The sequence below is a fragment of the Actinacidiphila sp. bgisy160 genome (assembly GCF_965342435.1).
Taxonomy (GTDB): domain Bacteria; phylum Actinomycetota; class Actinomycetes; order Streptomycetales; family Streptomycetaceae; genus Actinacidiphila.
This window is the reverse complement of sequence record NZ_CBDRCM010000016.1, coordinates 103806-124585: the sequence shown is the minus strand read 5'-3', so window position 1 is coordinate 124585 and position 20780 is coordinate 103806. Positions and strand designations below refer to the sequence as shown.

At 73.0% G+C, this 20780-nt stretch carries 21 protein-coding genes and 1 pseudogene; 7 read left to right on the top strand and 15 right to left on the bottom strand.

Annotation, left to right across the window (positions count from 1 at the left end):
• Positions 1-347 precede the first annotated feature (347 nt).
• The 7 genes from ACRWNP_RS16075 to ACRWNP_RS16045 form a co-directional block, all read right to left on the bottom strand.
• The gene (locus ACRWNP_RS16075) at positions 348-1139 is read right to left on the bottom strand and encodes an ABC transporter ATP-binding protein (protein WP_431961905.1); all 792 of its coding nucleotides are present in this window, start codon (positions 1137-1139) and stop codon (positions 348-350) included.
• A complete protein-coding gene (locus tag ACRWNP_RS16070; protein WP_431961904.1) occupies positions 1132-2046 on the bottom strand; it encodes an ABC transporter permease in 915 nt (304 codons plus the stop codon). Before ACRWNP_RS16070 ends, ACRWNP_RS16075 begins: the two co-directional genes overlap by 8 nt.
• 72 nt (positions 2047-2118) lie before the next feature.
• Entirely contained in the window at positions 2119-2964 is an 846-nt protein-coding gene (locus ACRWNP_RS16065) for a glycosyltransferase family 2 protein (protein ID WP_431961917.1), read from the bottom strand.
• 53 nt (positions 2965-3017) lie between these two features.
• The gene (locus tag ACRWNP_RS16060; RefSeq protein WP_431961903.1) at positions 3018-3803 is read right to left on the bottom strand and encodes a CDP-alcohol phosphatidyltransferase family protein; all 786 of its coding nucleotides are present in this window, start codon (positions 3801-3803) and stop codon (positions 3018-3020) included.
• Positions 3781-4842 carry an iron-containing alcohol dehydrogenase family protein gene (locus ACRWNP_RS16055; RefSeq protein ID WP_431961902.1) on the bottom strand — a complete coding sequence of 354 codons (1062 nt, stop codon included), beginning with the start codon at positions 4840-4842 and terminating at the stop codon, positions 3781-3783. The genes ACRWNP_RS16060 and ACRWNP_RS16055 overlap by 23 nt, the downstream gene beginning before the upstream one ends.
• Positions 4830-5579: a sugar phosphate nucleotidyltransferase gene (locus ACRWNP_RS16050; protein ID WP_431961901.1), complete on the bottom strand. Its 750-nt coding sequence runs from the start codon at positions 5577-5579 to the stop codon at positions 4830-4832. The genes ACRWNP_RS16055 and ACRWNP_RS16050 overlap by 13 nt, the downstream gene beginning before the upstream one ends.
• Complete coding sequence (locus tag ACRWNP_RS16045; protein ID WP_431961916.1) at positions 5576-7351, bottom strand: DUF5941 domain-containing protein; 1776 nt, start codon at positions 7349-7351, stop codon at positions 5576-5578. Before ACRWNP_RS16045 ends, ACRWNP_RS16050 begins: the two co-directional genes overlap by 4 nt.
• Before the next feature lie 471 nt (positions 7352-7822).
• Here ACRWNP_RS16045 and galE point away from each other — a divergent pair, with 471 nt between their 5' ends.
• From galE to idi, 3 genes are all read left to right on the top strand, one after another.
• Entirely contained in the window at positions 7823-8809 is a 987-nt protein-coding gene (galE, locus tag ACRWNP_RS16040; protein WP_431961900.1) for a UDP-glucose 4-epimerase GalE, read from the top strand.
• A 174-nt stretch (positions 8810-8983) separates the two neighbouring features.
• On the top strand, positions 8984-9940 hold the full coding sequence (locus tag ACRWNP_RS16035) for a cation diffusion facilitator family transporter (protein WP_431961899.1): 957 nt from the start codon (positions 8984-8986) through the stop codon (positions 9938-9940).
• A 112-nt stretch (positions 9941-10052) separates the two neighbouring features.
• Entirely contained in the window at positions 10053-10661 is a 609-nt protein-coding gene (gene idi, locus ACRWNP_RS16030) for an isopentenyl-diphosphate Delta-isomerase (RefSeq protein ID WP_431961898.1), read from the top strand.
• A gap of 62 nt (positions 10662-10723) precedes the next feature.
• On the opposite strand, the gene ACRWNP_RS16025 is transcribed toward idi, so the two are convergent.
• Together ACRWNP_RS16025 and ACRWNP_RS16020 are read right to left on the bottom strand one after the other, a co-directional pair.
• On the bottom strand, positions 10724-11215 hold the full coding sequence (locus ACRWNP_RS16025; protein ID WP_431961897.1) for an ATP-binding protein: 492 nt from the start codon (positions 11213-11215) through the stop codon (positions 10724-10726).
• 210 nt (positions 11216-11425) lie between these two features.
• The gene (locus ACRWNP_RS16020; protein ID WP_431961896.1) at positions 11426-12034 is read right to left on the bottom strand and encodes an HdeD family acid-resistance protein; all 609 of its coding nucleotides are present in this window, start codon (positions 12032-12034) and stop codon (positions 11426-11428) included.
• A 150-nt stretch (positions 12035-12184) separates the two neighbouring features.
• Here ACRWNP_RS16020 and ACRWNP_RS16015 point away from each other — a divergent pair, with 150 nt between their 5' ends.
• Both ACRWNP_RS16015 and ACRWNP_RS16010 read left to right on the top strand, forming a co-directional pair.
• The gene (locus ACRWNP_RS16015) at positions 12185-12961 is read left to right on the top strand and encodes an enoyl-CoA hydratase/isomerase family protein (RefSeq protein ID WP_431961895.1); all 777 of its coding nucleotides are present in this window, start codon (positions 12185-12187) and stop codon (positions 12959-12961) included.
• 318 nt (positions 12962-13279) lie between these two features.
• Positions 13280-13486 carry a hypothetical protein gene (locus tag ACRWNP_RS16010; protein ID WP_431961894.1) on the top strand — a complete coding sequence of 69 codons (207 nt, stop codon included), beginning with the start codon at positions 13280-13282 and terminating at the stop codon, positions 13484-13486.
• Here the strand turns inward: ACRWNP_RS16010 and ACRWNP_RS16005 are convergent.
• The 5 genes and pseudogenes from ACRWNP_RS16005 to ACRWNP_RS15985 all read right to left on the bottom strand — a co-directional run bounded on the left by ACRWNP_RS16005 (position 13470) and on the right by ACRWNP_RS15985 (position 17643).
• Entirely contained in the window at positions 13470-14387 is a 918-nt protein-coding gene (locus ACRWNP_RS16005) for a DMT family transporter (protein ID WP_431961893.1), read from the bottom strand. The two genes, ACRWNP_RS16010 and ACRWNP_RS16005, sit on opposite strands and share 17 nt — an antisense overlap.
• Positions 14388-14431: 44 nt before the next feature.
• Positions 14432-14890, bottom strand: coding sequence for a hypothetical protein (locus tag ACRWNP_RS16000; protein WP_431961918.1), 459 nt, complete (start codon positions 14888-14890; stop codon positions 14432-14434).
• A 193-nt stretch (positions 14891-15083) separates the two neighbouring features.
• A pseudogene (locus tag ACRWNP_RS15995) lies at positions 15084-15371 on the bottom strand (hypothetical protein); the annotation flags it as partial.
• A 29-nt stretch (positions 15372-15400) separates the two neighbouring features.
• Positions 15401-15889 carry a glutathione peroxidase gene (locus ACRWNP_RS15990; RefSeq protein ID WP_431961892.1) on the bottom strand — a complete coding sequence of 163 codons (489 nt, stop codon included), beginning with the start codon at positions 15887-15889 and terminating at the stop codon, positions 15401-15403.
• A 113-nt stretch (positions 15890-16002) separates the two neighbouring features.
• Positions 16003-17643: an ABC-F family ATP-binding cassette domain-containing protein gene (locus ACRWNP_RS15985; protein WP_431961891.1), complete on the bottom strand. Its 1641-nt coding sequence runs from the start codon at positions 17641-17643 to the stop codon at positions 16003-16005.
• 80 nt (positions 17644-17723) lie between these two features.
• Between ACRWNP_RS15985 and ddaH the strand changes: the two genes are divergently transcribed.
• Both ddaH and ACRWNP_RS15975 read left to right on the top strand, forming a co-directional pair.
• A complete protein-coding gene (gene ddaH / locus ACRWNP_RS15980; RefSeq protein WP_431961890.1) occupies positions 17724-18500 on the top strand; it encodes a dimethylargininase in 777 nt (258 codons plus the stop codon).
• 89 nt (positions 18501-18589) lie between these two features.
• Positions 18590-19555 carry an acyl-ACP desaturase gene (locus tag ACRWNP_RS15975; RefSeq protein ID WP_431961889.1) on the top strand — a complete coding sequence of 322 codons (966 nt, stop codon included), beginning with the start codon at positions 18590-18592 and terminating at the stop codon, positions 19553-19555.
• A gap of 98 nt (positions 19556-19653) precedes the next feature.
• Here ACRWNP_RS15975 and ACRWNP_RS15970 read toward each other — a convergent pair whose 3' ends face one another.
• Entirely contained in the window at positions 19654-20613 is a 960-nt protein-coding gene (locus ACRWNP_RS15970) for an AEC family transporter (RefSeq protein WP_431961888.1), read from the bottom strand.
• Between the last annotated feature and the right edge of the window lie 167 nt (positions 20614-20780).

Sequence of the window (20780 nt, the reverse complement as noted above, 5' to 3'; positions counted from 1 at the left end):
GAACGCACAAACCGCGGGTTCCCGTCCCCGGTGTCTCGCAAAATCCCGGGAAAATCATCAGCCCCATTCGCCCCGCAGTCCGCACGGCCCGGACACGCCGGGCGCGCGCCCACTCACTTGGCGTATCCGTGCGGAGGCACGGACGGCGTGCGGGAGGAGGGGCGGCGCGGCAGACGGACGGCCGTCGTCGCGGCCGGGGACGAGCGCGGCCGAACACGGCGTGGAAGAGGGAGAGTTCGGCGCACCGCCCAGCCGGGCGAGCACCGGGGCGCCTGCGGGCACGTCCCGGCCCGCAGGCGTGCGCCGGCCCGCGCCCCCGGTCAGGGAGCGCGGGCCGGCCTGCGGGTTCACTTCGCGGTGAACTCCTCGTACGCCTTGAGCACCTCGTCCGTCGGACCGTCCATGCGCAGCTCGCCCTTCTCCAGCCACAGGACGCGGTCGCAGGTGTCGCGGATCGACTTGTTGTTGTGGCTGACCAGGAAGACCGTGCCGGCCTCCTTGCGCAGCTCGCGGATCCGCGCCTCGGAGCGCTTGCGGAACCGGTTGTCACCGGTCGCCAGCGCCTCGTCGATCATCAGGACGTCGTGGCTCTTGGCCGCGGCGATCGAGAAGCGCAGGCGGGCCGCCATGCCGGAGGAGTAGGTCCGCATCGGGAGCGAGATGAAGTCGCCCTTCTCGTTGATGCCGGAGAAGTCGACGATCGAGTCGTAGCGCTGCCTGACCTCTTCCTGCGACATGCCCATCGCGAGACCGCCGAGCATGACGTTGCGCTCGCCGGTCAGGTCGTTCATCAGCGCGGCGTTCACGCCGAGCAGCGAGGGCTGCCCCTGGGTGTACACCTTGCCGCTCTCCGCGGGCAGCAGGCCCGCGACCGCCTTGAGCAGGGTGGACTTGCCCGAGCCGTTGGAGCCGATGAGCCCGATGGACTCACCCCGGTAGGCGGTGAAGCTCACACCGCGCACCGCGTGCACCATGCGGACGTTCGGGTTGCCCCTGCCGGTGACCAGGCGGGACAGGGCGCCGACGGCGCTTCCCTTGCTGGAGCCGGCGCCGTGCACCCGGTACACGATGTGCAGGTCGTCCACGATCACGGTGGGGATGCGCTCGCCGCCCGCGGCGGTGTCGATGTGCTCAGCCACGGCCGTACCTCTCCTCGGCCTTCCAGAAGTACACGAAGCCCCCGATGCCCATGATCACGGCCCAGCCCAGGGCCAGCGCCCACACGTGCGGGGGCAGCTGCTCGGAGGTGAAGCTGTCGATCAGCGCGAAGCGCATGAGGTCGATGTAGACCGCCGCGGGGTTGACGTCCAGAAGGATCTTGACCGCCGCCGGCGCGTGCGCCGCGAAGTGGCTGATGCTGTACATGACGCCGGAGGCGTACATCCAGGTCCGCAGGATGAACGGCATCAGCTGCGCGAGGTCGGTCATCTTGCTGCCCAGCCGGGCCATCACCAGGGCCAGGCCCGCGTTGAACACGCATTGCAGGACGAGCGCGGGCGCGACCAGCAGCCACGAAGGCCCGGGCACCTCACCGGTCATCAGCACGATCGCCAGCAGCACGAACATCGACATCAGCAGCTGCTGCAGCTGGACCAGGGTGAACGCGATCGGCAGGCTCGCGCGTGGGAAGTGCAGCGCGCGGATCAGCCCGAGGTTGCCCGAGACGGCACGCACCCCCGCCAGCACCGAGGACTGGGTGAAGGTGAAGATGAAGACACCGGTGACCAGGAAGGCGATGAAGTTGTCCACGCCGCGGTCGGTGCCCAGCAGCAGGCCGAAGATGAAGTAGTACACGGCCGCGTTGAGCAGCGGGGTCAGCACCTGCCACAACTGGCCCAGCCGGGCCTGGGTGTACTGCGCCGACACGCGGGCCCGGGCGAACGCCGAGATGAAGTGGCGGCGGCCCCACAGCTGCCGTACGTACTCGGCAAGACCCGGGCGCGCGCCGCTGACGGACAGACCGTACCGGGCCGCCAGCTGGGACGGCGTGCCCGCCGGGGGCACCGGGCCCACGGCGACCGCACCGTCGTGCGTTGTCTCGCTCACAGTTGACACTTTCGTCCTCTTGGCGCGCCGCGGGCCGGGCCCGTCGCGCGGGGTCACTCTCGTCCGAGCTTGTCAGATGATGGGGGGCCGGCCCAGTCGGGCGAGACGCCACACGGTCCGCCACCGCATGGGCTGGCGCGGGCCGCTCGGCGTCGTCCAGCCCTCCTTGAAACCGCTGAACCAGGCTCTCAGCGCGGGGCCCGAGGGCCTGCGCAGCAGGGTCAGCAGCATCCACACGCCGAGGTAGACGGGGACCAGCGCCCACGGGAGGTTGCGGCGGGCCAGCCACACGCGGTTGCGGGCCACCATACGGTGGTAGACCGCGTGCCGGGACGGGGCGGTCAGCGGGTGGAACAGCACCATGTCGGCGCGGTAGTCGATCATCCAGCCCGCGTCGAGGGCCCGCCAGGCGAGGTCGGTCTCCTCATGGGCGTAGAAGAACTCGTCGGGCAGACCGCCCACCTCCCGGAAGACCTGCGTGCGCACCGCGTTGGCACCGCCGAGGAAGGTGGTGACGCGCGAGGAGCGCAGGGGGTCGGAGGCCCGCAGCCGGGGGACGTGGCGGCGCTGGGTGGTCCCGGACTCCGGGTCGGCGATCCGGAAGCTGACGATGCCGAGCCGGGGGTCCGCGGCGAAGGCCTCGCGGACCAGCTCCCCGGTGTCCTCGTTCGGCAGCAGCCCGTCGTCGTCCAGGAAGAGCAGGACGTCCACCTCGCTGCCACCGGGGCCGAAGGCCTCGATGCCGACGTTGCGGCCGCCGGGGATGCCCAGGTTCTCGGGCAGTTCGACGGACCGCACCCCGGCGGGCAGTTCGGGCAGCGGCGAACCGTTGCCGACCACGGCGATCTCGATCGCCGGGCCGCGCTGCTTGGCGACCGAGTCCAGCAGGTCGCGCAGCTCCTCGGGGCGGTTGCCCATGGTGATGATCACCGCGCCGAGGCGGATCGTCCCGGCCGACGTCCCCACGGCGCTCACCTCAGCCTGCTCGACGCGAGGATCGACACCAGGTGCAGCAGCGTCTGCAGCACGGCGATCGCGGCCAGGAGGCAGACGGCGATACGGGTGAACAGCAGGTCGCCGTGGAAGGAGTCCGCGACGCCGGCGGCGAGGATCAGCAGTGATGCCTCCACGCCGCCCACCAGCCGGTGGAACTTCAGCGCGGCGGCGGCCTTGCGGGCCAGCGCCAGCCCGGAGGAGCGGGGCACGGAGGCCTCGTCCTGGACGGCGGGCAGGCCGCTGCGCGAGCGGGCCACGTCGACCAGATCCGTCTCCGCCTTGATCAGGATGGCGCCGAGCGCGGCCAGCGTCCCGAGGAAGGCCCAGCCCCACTGGGTGCCGGTGCCGTCGCGGTGGAAGAGGTCGGCCGCCCGCAGCCCGAAGCCGACCAGCAGCGCCGCCTCGGACAGGTAGTGCCCCACCCGGTCGAGGTAGACGCCGGTGATCGAGGTCTGCTTGCGCCAGCGGGCCACCTCGCCGTCCACGCAGTCCAGCAGCAGGTACAGCTGGATGAGCAGCGCGCCGGCCACGGCGCCGGCCAGGCCGGGCACGAGCAGCGCCGCGCCGGCCGCCACACCGGCGACGATCATGAGGTACGTGAGTTGATTGGGCGTCACGCGGCTGTTGACGAGATGCCTCGTCCAGCGCAGTGAGATCTCCCGCATGTAGATGCGGCCGGCCCAGTGCTCACCGCTGCGCCGGTCCTTCAGCCCCGCGGGGTGAACGACCGGCCGCAGCTCAGCTACCGATGGTTTTGGCATAGTCGGCGTACGCGTCCCTGATCTGTTCGGTGGACAGCTCCAAGTGCTCCAGGATCGTGTAGCGCCCGGGGCGGGTCTGCGGAGCGTATTCAACGGCTTTGACGAACTCGGCCTCGGTGAAGCCGATATCGCCCGGAGTGGTGGGCAAACCGTGGCGGTGCAGCACCTCGGCGAAAAGACCGGCCTCCTCCTTGGCACCGCGCAGGAACATCGCGAAGGCGGCACCGATGCCGACCTGCTCACCGTGGGCCGCGGCCCGCTTGGGGTACAGCAGGTCGATCGCGTGGCTGATCTCATGGCACGCCCCGGAGGCGGGGCGGCTGTCGCCGCTGATCGACATCGCGATGCCGGTGAGCACCAGCGCCTCGGCCAGCACGGTCAGGAACTCGTCCTCGCCCGTGCCGCCGGGGTGCCGGAGCACCGACTCGCCGGCGGTACGCGCCATGGCGGCGGCCAGCCCGTCGATCGGCTCGCCGGTCTCGCGGTGCGACAGCTCCCAGTCCGCGATGCAGGAGATGTTCGAGATCGCGTCCCCGATCCCGGAACGCACGAACCGCACGGGGGCCTCGCGGATCACGTCGAGGTCGATGACCATCGCGATGGGGCTCGGCACGCCGTAGGAGCCGCGACCGTTGTCGTTGTCCAGGGTGGACACCGGCGAGCACAGCCCGTCGTGCGCCAGGTTCGTCGCCACCGCCACCAGTGGCAGGCCGACCCGCGCCGCGGCGTACTTGGCGGCGTCGATGATCTTCCCGCCGCCGAGCCCGACCACCGCGTCGTAGCGGCTGCCGCGCATGGCGTCGGCGAGCTTGACCGCTCCGTCGATGGTGCCCCCGGCCACCTCGTACCAGTCGGCGCCGGGCAGCGCGGGGGCCAGCCGCTCACGCAGCAGCGCGCCCGAGCCGCCGCTGACCGCGAAGGCCAGCCTGCCGGAACTGGAGATGCGCTGGTCGGCGAGGACGGCTGCCAGGTCGTCCAGGGCCCCGGCACGGATGTCGACGACGACCGGCGAGGGGATGAGCCTCGTCAGTACCGGCACGCGATCTCCCGGGCACGGTTCAGGTCGTCGTGGTTGTCGATCTCGACCCAGGACACGTCACCGATGGGAGCGACGTCGACCTGGAAGCCGCGGTTGACCAGCTCCTGGTAGCCGTCCTCGTAGTACAGCTGCGGGTCGCGCTCGAAAGTGGCCTTCAGGGCGTCGGCCAGGTCTGCGGCGGCCTCGCTCTCGATGAGTGTGACGCCGATGTACTCGCCGGTCGCGGACGCCGGGTCCATCAGCTTGGTGATCCGCTGGACGCCCTTGCCGTCAGCGGTGATGACCTTCATCTCCTCGTCGGCGAGCTGCTTGACCGTGTCGAGGGCGAGGATGATCCGCTGCCCGTCGCCGCGGGCGGCGAGCAGGGTCTTCTCGACGGAGACCGGGTGCACGGTGTCGCCGTTGGCGAGGATGACGCCTTCCTTGATGACGTCACGGGCGCACCACAGGGAGTAGGCGTTGTTCCACTCCTCGGCCTTGTCGTTCTCGACGAGGTGGAGCTTCAGACCGTACTTGGCCTCCAGGGCGGCCTGCCGCTCGTGGACGGCCTCCTTGCGGTAGCCCACGACGATGGCGGCCTCGGTCAGGCCGACCTCGGCGAAGTTGCCCAGGGTGAGGTCCAGGACGGTCGTGGTGCCCGCGCCCGCCGGGTCCACCGGCACCAGGGCCTTCGGCAGGGTGTCGGTGTAGGGGCGCAGTCGCCGTCCGGCGCCGGCCGCCAGCACGAGGCCGATCATGCAGGTCCTCCAGTTTCGTCGTGTACAGCGGGTGCCTGCGAGGACACCCAGAAGCCGATGCTCTCGGTCAGGACCACCACCGCCAGCACGACGGCCAGGACGGTCAGCCCCACGGTGAGACCCGTGGTGCCCGCCAGGGCCGCAGCCCCCGCGGAGACCAGCAGTACCCGGCCCTCGTGGCCGCCGGTCGCGCGCACCAGGGCCCGCGGGGGCGCCCCGGTCCCGCCGCGGATGCGGTACACCGTGTCGTAGTGATGGTAGGCGACCGCGGCCACCAGTCCGAAAGCCGCGGGCAACGCTCCGTTGACGTCGGAGACAGCGGCCAGCGCCAGGACGGTTCCGTACTCGGCCGCGCGGAACACCGGCGGCACGAGCCAGTCGAGGGCTCCCTTGAGCGGCCTGGCGACGGCCAGGGCCGAGGTCACGGCGTAGCAGCAGGCGGCGGCGAACGGCCACCAGCTGCCCACCGGGGCGAGGATCGACGTGGTTGTCATCACCGCCGCGCCCAGCACCGCGGCGGCGGGAACCCCGCGGCCCCGGAACAGGCGGGTGAGTCCCTCGCCGAGCGGGCCGGTGTCGGACAGATCCGCCAGGGCCCGGGCGGCGGTGTCGCCGCCGGCCATCCGGCCCCGCACCGAACGCAGCACCCGGCCCGCCGTGGTGTAGCAGGCGGCGAGCGCGGAGGCGGCGATGAGCACGGTGAAGGTGATGCGCGGCGTGGTCGCCGCGGTGAGCACCGCGATCAGCGCCCAGCGTTCGCCGATCGGAAGCACGATCATGCGGCGCAGCCACACCGTCCAGCCGACGTGGTCGAGCCGCTGGGACAGCGCGCCGGCGCCGGTGCCGGTGCCGGCGTCCCGGGCGGTCTCGGCGAAGGCGAAGTCCACGACGTGGCGGCAGGTCTGCAGCACCATCGCCCCGAGCGCCAGCGCCCAGACGTCGTCGCCGCCGCGGGCGGCGCCGAGCGCGAGACCGGCGTAGTAGGCGTACTCCTTGGCGCGGTCGAAGGTGGCGTCCAACCAGGCGCCGAGCGTGGAGTACCGCAGCGAGTAGCGGGCCAGCTGGCCGTCGGTGCAGTCCAGGACGAAGGACGCGAGCAGCAACACGCCCGCGGCCACGAATCCCGGCCGGGTCCCGGTGGCCGCGCACGCGGCCGCGACCAGGGCCACCAGCAGCGAGGCGGTGGTGACCTGGTTGGGCGTGAGCCCGCGGCGGGCGCACCAGCGCGCGATGTAGCGGGAGTAGGGGCTGATGAAGAACGTGGTGAAGAAGCCGTCGCGGGACTTCACGGCGCTGCGCAGCCGCACCGCCTCGTCGTCGACGGCGGCGACGGCCGCCTCGGCGTCCGCGCGCCCGGTGACGTCGGCCGGCACGGTCGCGACCAGGACGCCGAGCTCGGGACGGTGCACGGGCACGCCGTCCTTCTCCATGCGCCCGGCGAGCCGGTCGGCGAGGGTCTCCCCCTCGCCTTCCACACCGGTCTCCGCGACGGCCCGCACCAGGGCGGCGCGGGCGTCGGGGCGCACCGAGACGGCGCCCGGCACAGTTGAGGCGTCGAAGCGGGGGTCGGTCAGCCCGAGCCGCAGTGCGTGCCGGTGCCCGACGAAGCGCGGGTCGACCACGGCGACGCGCTCGCCCGGCGGGACGGCCCGAAGACAGGTGGCGAGCGAGGCGGCGTCCTTCGCGGTGACGACCTCGAAGCCGAGGTTCCGCAGGTCGCCCTCGATCGGCGACATCGCGACCGGCGGACCGGTGAGGATGGCGGTCGACAGAAGGACTCATCTCCCTGAACATGCGTGCGTGCTCGGCGCCTTCCGGGGACGCCGTCGCCGCGGGGTGCGACGCACCGCGCGGGGGCCGTGTCGGCAGAGGCTATCGGATTCCCGGAAGGCTCCGTTCACCGGCCGTTCCCCCTGCAGCGGGCCGCTGGGCGTGATCATCATGGTCGATCGGGCAAGCATCGACAACCGTCCGGTACGCCCCGTACCAGGCGGCTCACGGAGGGTGCCGGAGCCCTGTGACGGGAGGGGCGCTGGGTGGCATGCGAACCGGCTGAGGAAGGTGGTGGGCCGGGACGTCACGGGGCGGCCGCCGGGTGCCGCGGCTGCTCCGCCTCGGCGTCGCCTCGGGACGGTCGTCCGCCGCCGGCGTGCGGCACCCTCCCGGGAACCGGCGCCGCGGTGACCTCGCGGGGAGCAGGTCGGTGCTCCCTGGCTCCCGAGCGGAGCCACTAGGGTGGCGCCATGGCATGGTTGATCACCGGCGGGGCAGGCTTCATCGGATCTCACGTGGTGCGGGCGATGGGCCGCGCGGGCGAGCGTGTGGTCGTGCTCGACGACGGCTCGGCCGGTGTGCCGGCCAGGGTGCCCGCGGACGTCCCCGTGGTGACCGGCTCCGTCATGGACCGCGCCGTGCTGGACCGCGCGATCGCGGAGCACGGCGTCACGGGCGTGGTGCACCTGGCCGCCAGGAAGCAGGTCGGGGAGTCGGTGGAGCAGCCGCTGCGCTACTACCGGGAGAACCTCGGCGGCCTCGGCACGCTGCTGGAGGCCGTGGCGGACGCGGGGATCGGCCGCTTCGTCTTCTCCTCCTCCGCCGCCGTGTACGGCCTGCCCGACGTACCGCTGGTGACCGAGTCCACGCCCTGCCTGCCGCTGAGCCCGTACGGCGAGACCAAGCTGGCCGGCGAGTGGCTGGTCCGCGCGGCCGGGCGGGCGCACGGGATCTCCACCGCCTGCCTGCGCTACTTCAACGTCGCGGGGGCTGCCGAGCCCCGGCTCGCCGACACCGGGGTGTTCAACATCGTCCCGATGGTCTTCGACAAGCTGACCCGCGGCGAGGCCCCGCAGATCTTCGGGGACGACTACCCCACCCCCGACGGCACGTGCGTGCGCGACTACATCCACGTCGAGGACCTCGCCGACGCCCACCTCGCGGCGGCCCGCTGGGTCGGCGAGCGGGACGGCGGGGCCGACCTGACGGTGAACATCGGACGCGGCGAGGGCGTCTCCGTCCGGGAGCTGATCGACGTCATCCTGGAGGTCACGGGCCGCAAGGACGTCGAGCCGCTGGTCCTGCCGCGGCGCGCGGGCGACCCGGCGAGCGTGGTCGCCTCGTCCGAGCTGATCCGCCGGGAGCTGGGCTGGACGGCGACCCGCGGCGTCCGCGAGATGGTGGAGTCCGCGTGGGAGGGCTGGTGCCTGAACCACCCGCAGGCGCGGGGCGCCTGACCACCGGCGTTTCCCCACGGCCGGCGCGGGCCCCATCGCCGCAGGTCACCGGGTCACGACAGCGGTCGCCGTCGGCGAGTTGCCCACGGAAGGTGACCGTTGTTCACTGGGCTCGCCGCTCTCCGCGCGCGGGCACGCCGTCGCGCGGAGGGCGACGGACGGGAGTGTCGGGCGATGGGCGCAGGGCACGCGCACGGACACGGACACGGCCACTCGCACGGTCCGGGGTCCGTACCGGCGGGCACGGCGGCCGCCGCGTACCGCGGACGGCTGCGCATGGCGCTCGGCATCACGCTGCTGATCCTGGTCGCGGAGGTCACGGGCAGCGCGCTCACCGGATCGCTCGCCCTGCTCGCGGACGCCGGGCACATGGCGACCGACGCGGCGGGCCTGGGGATGGCGCTGGTGGCCATCCACTTCGCCAACCGCCCGCCGAGCGAGCGCCGCACTTTCGGGCTGGCACGCGCCGAGATCCTGTCGGCGGTGGCCAACGCGGTGCTGCTGTTCGGCGTGGGCGCCTTCATCTTCTACGAGGCGGTCCGCCGGCTGATCACGCCCACCGAGGTCGACGGCGGGCTCACCGTCGTCTTCGGCGCGATCGGCCTCGTGGCGAACTCGGTGTCCCTGCTGCTGCTGATGCGCGGGCAGCGCGAGAGCCTCAACGTCCGGGGCGCCTTCCTGGAGGTGATGGCGGACGCGCTGGGCTCGCTGGCCGTGGTCGTGGCGGCGCTGGTGATCCTGGCGACCGGCTGGCGGCAGGCGGACCCGGTCGCCTCGCTCCTGATCGGCCTGATGATCGTCCCGCGGACGTGGAAGCTGCTGCGCGAGGCGATCGACGTCCTGCTGGAGGCCGCGCCCAAGGACGTGGACATGGCCGACGTACGCGCGCACATCCTGGCGCTGCCCGGGGTGGCCGGGCTGCACGACCTCCACGTGTGGACGATCACCTCGGGAATGCCGGTGCTCTCCGCGCACGTCGTGGTGAGCCGGGACGTCCTCGACGCGGTCGGCCACGAGAAGATGCTGCACGACCTGCAGGGCTGTCTCGGCACCCACTTCGACGTGGAGCACTGCACCTTCCAGCTGGAGCCGGTGGGACACGCGGAGCACGAGGCGCGTCTGTGTCACTGACGGCACGCCGCGCCGTGCGACGCAGTGTCACGGGACGGGAACGCCCTGCAACCACGTCGCGCGTCCCCGCGTGAGGCAGACTGAGGTCTTGTCGTCGAAGCAAAGGATGGCCATGCCCACGAGCCCCGCCGCCGGCCGGCCCCGCACACCCGCCGCGGACCCCTCTTCAAACGGTGCCCCGGCGCCGATCCTCCTCGAGCTGGTCGACGAGACCGGTGTGACGATCGGTACCGCGGAGAAGCTGTCGGCCCACCTGCCGCCGGGGCGGCTCCATCGGGCGTTCTCGGTCTTCCTCTTCGACGGCGAGGGCAGGCTGCTGCTGCAGCGCCGCGCGGCGGGCAAGTACCACTCCCCGGGTGTGTGGTCGAACACCTGCTGCGGCCACCCCTACCCGGGCGAAGCGCCCTTCGTCGCCGCCGCGCGCCGCACCGCCGAGGAGCTCGGCGTGGCACCCGCGCTGATGCGGGAGGCCGGCACGGTCCGCTACAACCACCCGGACCCGGCGTCGGGGCTGGTCGAGCAGGAGTACAACCACCTCTTCGTCGGCCTGGTGACCGCGCCGCTGGACCCGGATCCGGAGGAGATCGGCGAGACCGCTTTCGTGTCGCCCACCGAGCTCGCCGCGCTCCGTGCCTCCGGGCCGTTCTCCGCCTGGTTCCCGACCGTGCTCGGGGCCGCGCTGCCCGCCGTGCGCGAGCTGACCGGCGACGCGGGCTGGTAACGCGGCCGCCGCGCGCCCGGCGGGGTCAGTGGGATCAGTTGGGGTCAGTGGGGTCAGTGGGGTCAGCGCACCAGGCCGGGCGGCAGCGGCAGCGCGGCCCAGATGACCTTGCCGCCGGTCGTGGTCTGCTGGACGTCGCACATCCCGCCGGCCTCGGCGGTGACCGTCTTGACCAGCAGGAGACCGCGCCCGCCGGTGTCGGCGTCGTCGACCTGGAGGGCCTTGGGCCGGTACGGATGGTTGTCCTCGACGGCCACCCGGACCCAGTCCACGCCGACGGCGAACTCCACGGCGATCTCCGGCGACAGCAGCGCGGCGTGCCGCACCGCGTTGGTGACCAGCTCGGAGACGATCAGCAGCAGGCCGTGCAGCAGTTCCTCGCTGACCGGCACGCCCTGGCGGACGACCAGCTCCCGCACGGCGTGCCGGGCCTGCGGCACCGAGGAGTCCAGCGCGGGGGCGGTGAAACGCCACACGCCCTCGTACGGGCGCGGGACATCCGGCGCCATCGGGGGCACCGGGTCGGGGGGCGGGACGCTCCCGCGTACGTCCATGGCGGTCTTCACCCTCGCATTCGCGCGATGCACCCGCGGCCCCGCTGGGCCGCCCACGGCGGCGGCGAGATCCGCCTCACGGATCGAGTGTCGGCAGCCGACGGCCCCGCCCCGAGCCGCTGACCGCAAATCCGCACCTTTCGATCGCTGCCGACTCAAGGCGATCGGACGTGCCAGGCCCGTGAGCCCTACTGATCTGGCGGTGCCGGTTCACTGACGCGTCAGCGGGGCGTCCCGGGCATCGGCGACCATTCCGACGATCCGGCGGCCGCCGAGGCCGGCGCCGAGCAGTCCCAGTCCGTCGAAGAGCAGCGCCAGCGAGAAGAAGGCGCCGATGACGTAGAGGCTGCTCTCCGGCCAGTTCCCGAGGACCAGGATCGCCAGCAGGATGCCGATCGCGCCCTGGATGAGCGTCCACACCATGTGCGGTCCGCGCACCACCATGCCGCCGAAGAGACGGAAGATCCCGCCGGTCAGGAAGAGCAGCGCCGCGAACATGGTGAGTGCGGCCGCCGTCTGCTCGGGGTTGCGGATCACCACCACCCCGGCGGCGATGTAGAGGGCCGCGACGACCAGGGCGAGCCAGAAGAAGCTCGTGTCGCGGTTCTGCACCGCCTGGACCAGGCCGACGACGCCGCCGGCCAGCAGCAGCCAGCCGAAGAGCAGCATCGAGGTGATGGTGGCGAAGCCCACGTAGAACAACCCGACCAGGCCGCCCACGACGAGGACCGCCCCGAGGGCGGCGACCCAGCCGAGGCTGCGCTTGATCCCGGCCTCCGGGGGCTTCGGGTGCCTCTTGCGTCCCTTGAACGGGGCCATGGCCGCCGCCTCCTTGCGCTCGTCGGGAGCCACTCGGGAGCTACTGCCCATATACCCGATTTGCCGCGGCACGGACCGGGATAGGATCCCGGTCCGGCGGCCTTCGCGATCTCCGGCAGCCGGGACGACGACGAGATGAGGGATGCGGACATGTCCGAGCCGTCCGGGCCCGGCCTCGTGGTGGACACGGTGGGCGCCACCGCAACCGTGACGATCAGCAATCCGGCCAAGCGCAACGCGATGACCGTGGCGATGTGGCGGGAGCTGCCCGGCCTGCTCGGCGGCCTCGCCGCGGACCCCGCCGTCCGCGTCCTGGTGCTCACCGGTGCCGGCGGTACCTTCTGCGCCGGCGCCGACATCTGCGACCTGCGCGATCCGGCGAGCGGTTCCGGTGCGGCGCAGGGCGCGGCCGTGGAGGCGGAGGAGGCGCTCGCGGCGTTCCCCAAACCGACGCTCGCCGCGATCCGCGGCTTCTGCGTGGGCGGCGGCTGCCAGCTCGCGGCCGCCTGCGACCTGCGGTTCGCCGCGGAGGGCGCCCGCTTCGGGGTCACCCCGGCGCGGCTGGGCATCGTCTACCCGGCGTCCTCCACCCGGCGGCTGATGGGGCTGGTCGGCCCGTCGGCGGCGAAGCACCTGCTGTTCTCCGCGGAGCTGATCGGCCACGAACGGGCGCTGCGGACCGGGCTGGTGGACGAGGTGCTGGCGGAGGACGAACTGGACAAGCGGGTCGAGGAGTTCGCCGGGGTGCTGGCCTCGCGGTCGCTGCTGACGCAGGCGGCGGCCAAGGAGTTCGCCGCGCCCGAACTCGACCCGGCGCGGGTCGGGCACTGGGCCCGCCAGGCGGACGGCAGCGACGAGACGGCGGAGGGTGTGACCGCGTTCCTGGAGCGCCGCGAGCCCCGCTTCACCTGGACGGTGGGGCGGTAGCGAGCGCCGCCAGGGCATCGTCCACGACTACAGCCTGGTGCCGCGCCCGGTGCCGGACGGGATCGGCGCCCGGCGGTTCGCGGCGCAGCCGACGGTGCTCGTGCTGCCGGCCGGGCATCCCGGCGACCCTGGGCCGGGCGATCCGGTGCCGCTGTCCGCGCTGAGCCGCCTGTCCGGGGCCGGGTGGATCACCGACTCGCGCGGCAGCGACGACGACGAACTGGTCCCGCGGGTGTGCGCGATGGCCGGCTTCACCCCGCGGATCGTCCCGGGCGACAGCCTGCACCTGGTGAACCTGCTCACGGGGCGGGCCTGGGGGTGGCGCTGCTCGCCGCGTCGGGGGTGGAGCGGCAGCGCGACGACGTGGTGCCCCGCCCGCTGGACCCGCCGATGGGCACGCGGCGGCACTTCCTGGCGGCGGGCGCCGGTCAGCGGCCGTGGCCGCCCATCGCGACGGTCGCCCGGCTGCTCATGGGTGAGCGCGCGGGCGACCGGGGTGGACAGGGGGTCAGCGGACGATTCTGACGGATTCCCCGCCGGCTCCGCGGACGCCGGCCGGGTCCTTCCGGGAGGTGCCGTACGCGCACGGCATCGCCGGATGCCGGCCCAGCAGCACGACGCCCACGGCGATCGCGGCGAGCCCCGCCGCCTCCCAGGCCAGTGCGCCGGGCGTGAGGCGTACCCGGTCGCCGAGGAAGCCGACGCCGCAGGCGATTCCGGCCAGCGGCTGGGCGGCGGTCAGCGCGGGCAGCGACATGCGCAGCGGGGCCGTCTCGAAGGCGCTCTGCACGAGCATCAGCCCGGTCAGACCCATCACGACGACGGCGTACGGCTGCCAGTGCACGAAGAGCGCGCCGACGCCCTCGTCCTCGGCCACCTGGCCCGAGATCCGGGTCAGGGCGTCCTGGAGGCCGTAGAGCAGGCCCGCGGCGAGCGCCAGCACCGTGGCCTCGCGCGCGGGGCGCAGCCGTCGCGCGCAGGCGACCAGGAGCAGCGCCAGGCCGACGACGACCCCGACCACCAGCCAGTGGCGCAGCGCCCCGGCGGGTGGTCCGCCGCCCGAGGGCCGGCCGGCCACGATGAAGGCCGTCACGCCGATCGCCAGCAGCGCCACGCCCGACCAGCCGTGCCGGCCGAGTCTCTGGCCGGTGAGACGGCGGGAGAGCGCCATCGCGAAGAGCAGGTTGGTCGCGGTCAGCGGCTCGACGAGGGAGACCTCGCCCTTGGTGAGCGCGAGGGCGCTGAGCAGCATGCCGCAGATCATCAGGAAGACACCGAGCAGCCACTGCGGCATGCGCATGAGGTCCAGCAGCAGCCTGAAGGACAGGAAGTCGGACAGCGGAGCGCGCTGGGCGGCCAGCTGCTGGAGTACGAAGCCCAGCCCCAGACAGCAAGCGGCCCCCACCCCGAGCAGGAATACGGCCACCTCGTCAACCTCCCGGTCTCGCCGGCTGGCCCGACCTTAGCCCCTCACCCGTCTTGATCGCGACGATTGCCCGCCCGTGAATCCCGGGCTCCGCCCACCACTGTCGCGACGGCGTGCCCTGTGGTACGTGTCCCCCGCGCGGGCACCGGCAGGCCGGCGACGATGCTGCGGATGAAGTGCAGCTCGGCGACGATGCCGGCGAGCGTCTCGCACTCGGGGCCGCGGGGAGATCCGGGGGCCGCGGCGGGGGCCCGGCCGTCCAGGGTGTCGGCGAGCGCCGTGAGCGCGGCGACCACCTGCGCTCCCTCACGGGCCGAGGGACGCGGGGCGCCTTGCTCCATTCGGACGACGCAGGCGGTGGCCGCGTCCACGATCCGCTCGGAGGCGGCGACCACCCGGAACCAGTCGCCGTTGCCGCCGTGCCGGGAGGGCAGCTCGGCGGCGAAGGTCTCGGCGGCCGCGCGGGCCTCGCCCAGGGCGCTGTAGGCCGCCCGGCGCAGCACCCCGCGCTCCTCGGGCCGCTCGGCCGCGGGGCCGGTCAGGACATGGTCGAGGTGCTGCCGGGTACGCCGCTGTGCAAGCTCCTGCCACCAGGCACGCTGTCCACCGGCCCTCCGGGGCCGCTTGCGGCGGGCGGGCGGTTCCGCGGCGCCGTCGCCGGTGCCGCGGACATCGGTCCGGCCGTCCTCCCCAGTGCGCGAACGGGAGGTCGTACAGCCCGGTCGGGGTGGTCGAGGTGTCCTGCACACGGGTCCGGCCCTCGACGAGGCCTCCCCCGCCGAAGCGGGCGGCCGCGGAGCCCGCGGCGACCCAGCGGCCGTCGCGCCGGTCCCATCAGGTCAGCGTCCCGATGGTGGCCTCCGGGGAGGCGGCTTCGGCGATGATCAGCTGGGTGCCGCCGCCGGTGTCCGCCATGCGGTCCGGCAGCGCGTGCGGCGGCGGCCAGGGGCCCGCGACCGCCGTGCCGGCCACGACGGCCGGCATGGCGAGGCGGGTCAGTGCGGCGCGCAGGCTCAAGCGGGGAGCTGGGCCTCGATGGCGGCGACGATCTCGTCGGCCTCCGGCTCGGTGCGGGGACGGAACCGGCCGACGACCTGGCCGTCCGCGCCGACGAGGAACTTCTCGAAGTTCCACTGGACGTCGCCGGCCTGGCCCTCGGCGTCGGCGGTCTCGGTCAGCGTGGCGTACAGCGGATGCCGCTGGTCACCGTTGACGTCGGACTTCTCGTAGAGCGGGAAGCTCACACCGTAGGTCGCCGAGCAGAAGGTCGCGATCTCCTCGGCCGTGCCCGGCTCCTGGCCCGCGAACTGGTTGCTGGGGAAGCCCAGCACGGTGAACCCACGGTCGGCATACCGCTTCTGCAGCCGCTCCAGGCCCTCGTACTGCGGGGTCAGACCGCACTTGGAGGCAACATTGACGATCAGCAGGGCCTTGCCCCGGTGGTCGGCGAGGGAGGCGGGCTCACCGGTGAGGGTGCGCAGCGGGATGTCGTAGATGCTCACGTTCGGATCTCCTCGTTTCGGGGCGCGGACGGACCACAGGTCGTCCATTCAACCCCGGTCACGGTGCCGGTCTTCCCACGGGAGGGCGTTCCGGGCGCGACCGCGGCGGGGCCTCAGTGCTCGGTGACGCGCCCGGAGTCGACCCGGATGCGGCGGGTGGTGCGGACGGCCTCCAGCATGCGGCGGTCGTGGGTGACCAGCAGCAGGGTGCCGTCGTAGGAGTCGAGGGCGGACTCGAGCTGCTCGATGGCGGGCAGGTCGAGGTGGTTGGTGGGCTCGTCCAGGACGAGGAGGTTCACGCCGCGGCCCTGCAGGAGGGCAAGGGCGGCCCGGGTGCGCTCGCCCGGCGAGAGCGTTGCGGCGGGGCGCAGGACGTGCGCGGCCTTGAGGCCGAACTTGGCCAGCAGGGTGCGGACGTCCGCGGGTGCCGTGTCGGGGACCTCCGCGCCGAAGGCGTCCAGCAGCGACTCGCCGCCCAGGAACAGCTTGCGGGCCTGGTCGACCTCGCCGACGACGACGCCGGGACCGAGGTGGGACGCGCCCGCGTCGAGGGGGACACGGCCGAGGAGCGCGGCCAGGAGGGTCGACTTGCCGGAGCCGTTGGCGCCGGTGATGGCCACCCGGTCGGCCCAGTCGATCTGCAGGTCGACCGGCCCGAGGGTGAACTCCGGGCCGCGGCGGACCTCCGCCCCGCGCAGGGTGGCCACGACCGCGCCCGCGCGGGGCGCGGCGGCGATCTCCATGCGCAGCTCCCACTCCTTGCGGGGCTCCTCGACGACGTCGAGGCGTTCGATCATGCGCTGGGTCTGCCGGGCCTTGGCGGCCTGCTTCTCGGTGGACTCGGCGCGCAGCTTGCGGCCGATCTTGTCGTTGTCGGTCGCCTTGCGGCGGGCGTTGCGGACGCCGTGCTCCATCCAGTTGCGCTGCATGCGGGCCCGGGACTCGAGTGCGGCCTTGGTGTCGGCGAACTCCTCGTAGGCCTCGCGGGCGTGGCGGCGGGCGGTCTCTCGCTCCTCCAGGTAGGAGGCGTAGCCGCCGCCGTAGGTGTTGATCTGCTGCTGGGCGAGGTCGAGTTCGACGACGCGGTTGACGGTGCGGGCCAGGAACTCGCGGTCGTGGCTGACCAGGACGGTGCCCGCCTTGAGGCCCTTGACGAACGCCTCCAGCCGCTCCAGACCGTCCAGGTCCAGGTCGTTGGTGGGCTCGTCCAGGAGGAAGACGTCGTAACGGCTCAGCAGCAGGGACGCCAGGCCCGCGCGGGCGGCCTGCCCGCCGGAGAGGGCCGTCATGGCCAGGTCCAGGCCGACGCCCAGGCCGAGCGCCTCGCTCACCTCCTCGGCCCGCTCGTCGAGGTCGGCGCCGCCGAGGGCGAGCCAGCGCTCCAGGCCGTCGTTGTAGGCGTCGTCCGCGCCGGGCGCCCCGTCGACCAGCGCCTGGGTGGCGGCGTCGAGCGCGGCCTGGGCGGCGGCGACCCCGGTGCGCCGGGCGAGGAAGGCCCGTACGGTCTCGTCCGGGCGGCGTTCGGGCTCCTGCGGGAGGTGGCCGACGGTCGCGGTGGGCGGGCTCAGCCGCAACTGCCCCTGCTCGGGCGTGCTCAGGCCCGCGAGCATGCGCAGCAGCGTCGACTTCCCGGCACCGTTGGCCCCGACCAGACCGACGACGTCGCCGGGGGCGACGACGAGGTCGAGGCCGGAGAACAGGACGCGGTCCCCGTGGCCGGCGGCAAGATCCTTGACGACAAGAGTGGCACTCATCAGGCTGCCGATGCTATCGCCCCGCCGGATGGCGCCCGGGACGGCCGCCGGCCGCCCCCGATCCAGGGAGGGAACATCCCATGCCGAGCAAGAAGGCGCTCGTCCGCCGTCCGGGTCCGCGCCTGGCCCAGGGGCTGGTGACCCACGTCGAGCGCTCCCCCGTCGACGCCGGGCTCGCGGCACGCCAGTGGGAGGGGTACGTGGCGGCGCTGCTGGCCCACGGCTGGGAGACGGTGGAGGTGCCGGCGGCCGACGACTGCCCTGACGCGGTCTTCGTCGAGGACGCGGTGGTCGTCTTCCGCAACGTGGCGCTGCTCGCCCGCTCCGGTGCCGTGTCCCGGCGCCCGGAGGCGGCCGGGGCCGAGGAGGCGGTCACCGCGCTGGGACTGTCGGTCAACCGGGTGCGCGAACCGGGCACGTTGGACGGCGGGGATGTGCTCAAGGTGGGGGACACCGTCTACGTGGGCCGGGGCGGGCGGACCGACGCCGAGGGCGTCCGGCAGTTGCGGTCCGCGTTCGAACCGCTGGGGGCGCGGGTGGTGGCCGTGCCCGTCACCAAGGTGCTGCACCTGAAGTCCGCGGTGACGGCGCTGCCCGACGGCACGGTCATCGGGTATCCGCCGCTGGTTGACGACCCGTCGGTCTTCACCCGCTTCCTGCCGGTACCGGAGGAGGCGGGCGCGCACGTGGTGCTGCTCGGCGGCGGCCGGCTGCTGATGGCGGCGAGCGCGCCACGGAGCGCGGAACTCCTGGGCGACCTCGGATATGAACCCGTATTGGTGGACATCGGCGAGTTCGAGAAGCTCGAGGGGTGTGTGACCTGCCTGTCCGTTCGCCTGCGGGAGCTGTACGCCTGACGGCGGGTTGCCTTTTGAGTGGTACCTAACCTACGGTTTCGTAACTTACGATTCCGTAGGCACTCTCAGCGATCCCTCAGGAGCCCAGCGTGACCATTGCCCCGTCCCAGAGCACAGGATCGGAAGCATGGAGCGACACCAGGCTGCTGTACGCCTTGGAAGAGGTCGTCGAGACCGAGATCAACCGTCACCTGACGGCGGCCAAGGAATGGATGCCCCACGAGTACGTTCCGTGGAGCCAAGGCCGTGACTTCGACGGGGTGATGGGCGGCGAGGCATGGGCGCCCGAGCAGTCCAAGGTCACCGAGATCGGCCGGATATCGCTGGTGGTCAACCTGCTCACGGAGGACAACCTCCCCAGCTACCACCACGAGATCGCCACCCTCTTCGGCCGGGACGGCGCCTGGGGCACCTGGGTCCACCGCTGGACCGCGGAGGAGGGCCGGCACGCCATAGTGATGCGGGACTATCTGCTGACCACCCGTGCCGTGGACCCGGTGGAGCTGGAGCGGCTGCGTATGCGCCACATGTCGGAGGGCTTCGAGTCCGACAACGCGCACAGCATGCTGCACTCGGTGGCGTACGTGGCGTTCCAGGAGCTGGCCACCCGCATCTCGCACCGCAACACGGGCCGCGAGTCGGGCGACCCGGTGTGCGAGCGCATGCTGGCGCGCATCGCGACCGACGAGAACCTGCACATGGTCTTCTACCGCAACCTGCTGGCGGCGGCGCTGCAAATGGCGCCGGACCAGGCTATGCCGGCGATCCGTGACGTGGTCGTCGGCTTCCGGATGCCGGGGCACGGGATGCCGGGCTTCGAGCGCTCCGCGGCGCGGATCGCCATCGGCGGGATCTACAACCTCCGCATCCACCACGACGACGTGCTCCAGCCCGTACTGCGGCACCTGAAGGTGCTGGAGACCTCGGGGCTCGGCCCCGAGGGCCTGAAGGCGCAGGAGGAACTGGGCTTCTTCATGGGCGAGCTGGACAGCCAGGCCCGCAAGTTCGAGGAGCGCAGGGACGCCCTGCTGGCCCGGCGGGCCGCGCGGGCCTGACGGAGCCGCACGCGGTGGGGCGCCTCTTCGGGGGCGCCCCGCCGGGGGCGCCCCGCCGCGACGGCCGGGCGCCGCCCGGAAGCGCCCGGAGACGGCAATCAGGCGTGCGCGGGCCCCAGGGCCCAGGCCGCGGCGGAGAGCGTGGCCATCGACAACAGCGTGGAGAGCATGACCGCGTCGCGGGCGAGCGCGGTGCTCAGCTCGTACTGGCGCGCGTAGATGAAGACGTTCTGCGCGCTGGGCAGTGCGGAGAGGATCACCACCGCGAGGAGCTGGTGGGCCGGCAGATGCAGGACGAGACTGCCGACCGCGAACGCGGCCAGGGGCTGGACAAGGGTCTTGATGAGGACGGCGGCCCCGACCTCCGCCCGGATCGCGACGCCGGTGGCGGGCGGGCGGCCGTGCAGCGACATGCCCAGGGTGATCAGCGCGGTCGGCACGCCCGCGTTGCCCAGCAACTCGACCGAGTGGCCGAGGGCGACGGGAAGCCGCCAGCCGGCCGCGGAGACCGCGCACCCGAGCACCGTCCCCGGGATGACGGGGGTACGCAGCGGCAACAGCAGCATCCGGGCGGCGCCGTTGTTTCCCCGCCACCTGTGGGCACCGGCGGTGCCCGCGTCGAGGACGGCCAGGATCACCGGGGTGACCAGCAGCACCTGGAACAGCAGCACGGGGGCGACGAACGAGGCGTCGCCGAGGATCTGCACCGCCACCGGGATGCCCAGGTTGGCGGAGTTGACGTATCCGGCGGCCATGCCGCCGATCGCCTGGTCGGGCAGGCGCCGGCCGAAGATCCACCGGCTGGCGGCGAACCCGAGCAGGCAGGCCAGGGTCGTTCCCGCCGCGAAAGCGATCACGGACGTGTTCGCGAAGGCGCCCAGGGGTGTCCTGGCGACCATGGTGAACAGGGCGGCCGGCATGGCGACGTTGAAGACGAAGCCGCCGAGCACGGACTCCGCCTGCGGGCCCAGCAGCCCGGTGCGGCCGACCGCGTAACCCGCCGCACTGAGCACCCATATGGGGACGAAGCCAGACAGCAGCGGCGACAGAGCGTACATGGAACCTCGGGTTGTCCGGTGGACCGTCGGGCCGGGGCCCGGGATCGCCGGGGGCCCCGGTGCAGTCAATCAGGCGGCCTCCGGGCCGCCGCGTGGGGGCCGCACGGAAAATCATGCAAGCACGCTTGATTGTTTCCTGCCGCGGTGCCAGCCTGTGACGCGCACGG

Excerpts from the sequence above, each read along its gene's own strand:
- ACRWNP_RS16065 (WP_431961917.1), bottom strand. The coding sequence starts at position 2,964 with ATGGGCAACCGCCCCGAGGAGCTGCGCGACCTGCTGGACTCGGTCGCC.
- ACRWNP_RS16060 (WP_431961903.1), bottom strand. The coding sequence starts at position 3,803 with ATGCCAAAACCATCGGTAGCTGAGCTGCGGCCGGTCGTTCACCCCGCG.
- ACRWNP_RS16050 (WP_431961901.1), bottom strand. The coding sequence starts at position 5,579 with ATGATCGGCCTCGTGCTGGCGGCCGGCGCCGGACGGCGACTGCGCCCC.
- galE (WP_431961900.1), top strand. The coding sequence starts at position 7,823 with ATGGCATGGTTGATCACCGGCGGGGCAGGCTTCATCGGATCTCACGTG.
- ACRWNP_RS16035 (WP_431961899.1), top strand. The coding sequence starts at position 8,984 with ATGGGCGCAGGGCACGCGCACGGACACGGACACGGCCACTCGCACGGT.
- idi (WP_431961898.1), top strand. The coding sequence starts at position 10,053 with ATGCCCACGAGCCCCGCCGCCGGCCGGCCCCGCACACCCGCCGCGGAC.
- ACRWNP_RS16025 (WP_431961897.1), bottom strand. The coding sequence starts at position 11,215 with ATGGACGTACGCGGGAGCGTCCCGCCCCCCGACCCGGTGCCCCCGATG.
- ACRWNP_RS16020 (WP_431961896.1), bottom strand. The coding sequence starts at position 12,034 with ATGGCCCCGTTCAAGGGACGCAAGAGGCACCCGAAGCCCCCGGAGGCC.
- ACRWNP_RS16015 (WP_431961895.1), top strand. The coding sequence starts at position 12,185 with ATGTCCGAGCCGTCCGGGCCCGGCCTCGTGGTGGACACGGTGGGCGCC.
- ACRWNP_RS15985 (WP_431961891.1), bottom strand. The coding sequence starts at position 17,643 with ATGAGTGCCACTCTTGTCGTCAAGGATCTTGCCGCCGGCCACGGGGAC.
- ddaH (WP_431961890.1), top strand. The coding sequence starts at position 17,724 with ATGCCGAGCAAGAAGGCGCTCGTCCGCCGTCCGGGTCCGCGCCTGGCC.
- ACRWNP_RS15970 (WP_431961888.1), bottom strand. The coding sequence starts at position 20,613 with ATGTACGCTCTGTCGCCGCTGCTGTCTGGCTTCGTCCCCATATGGGTG.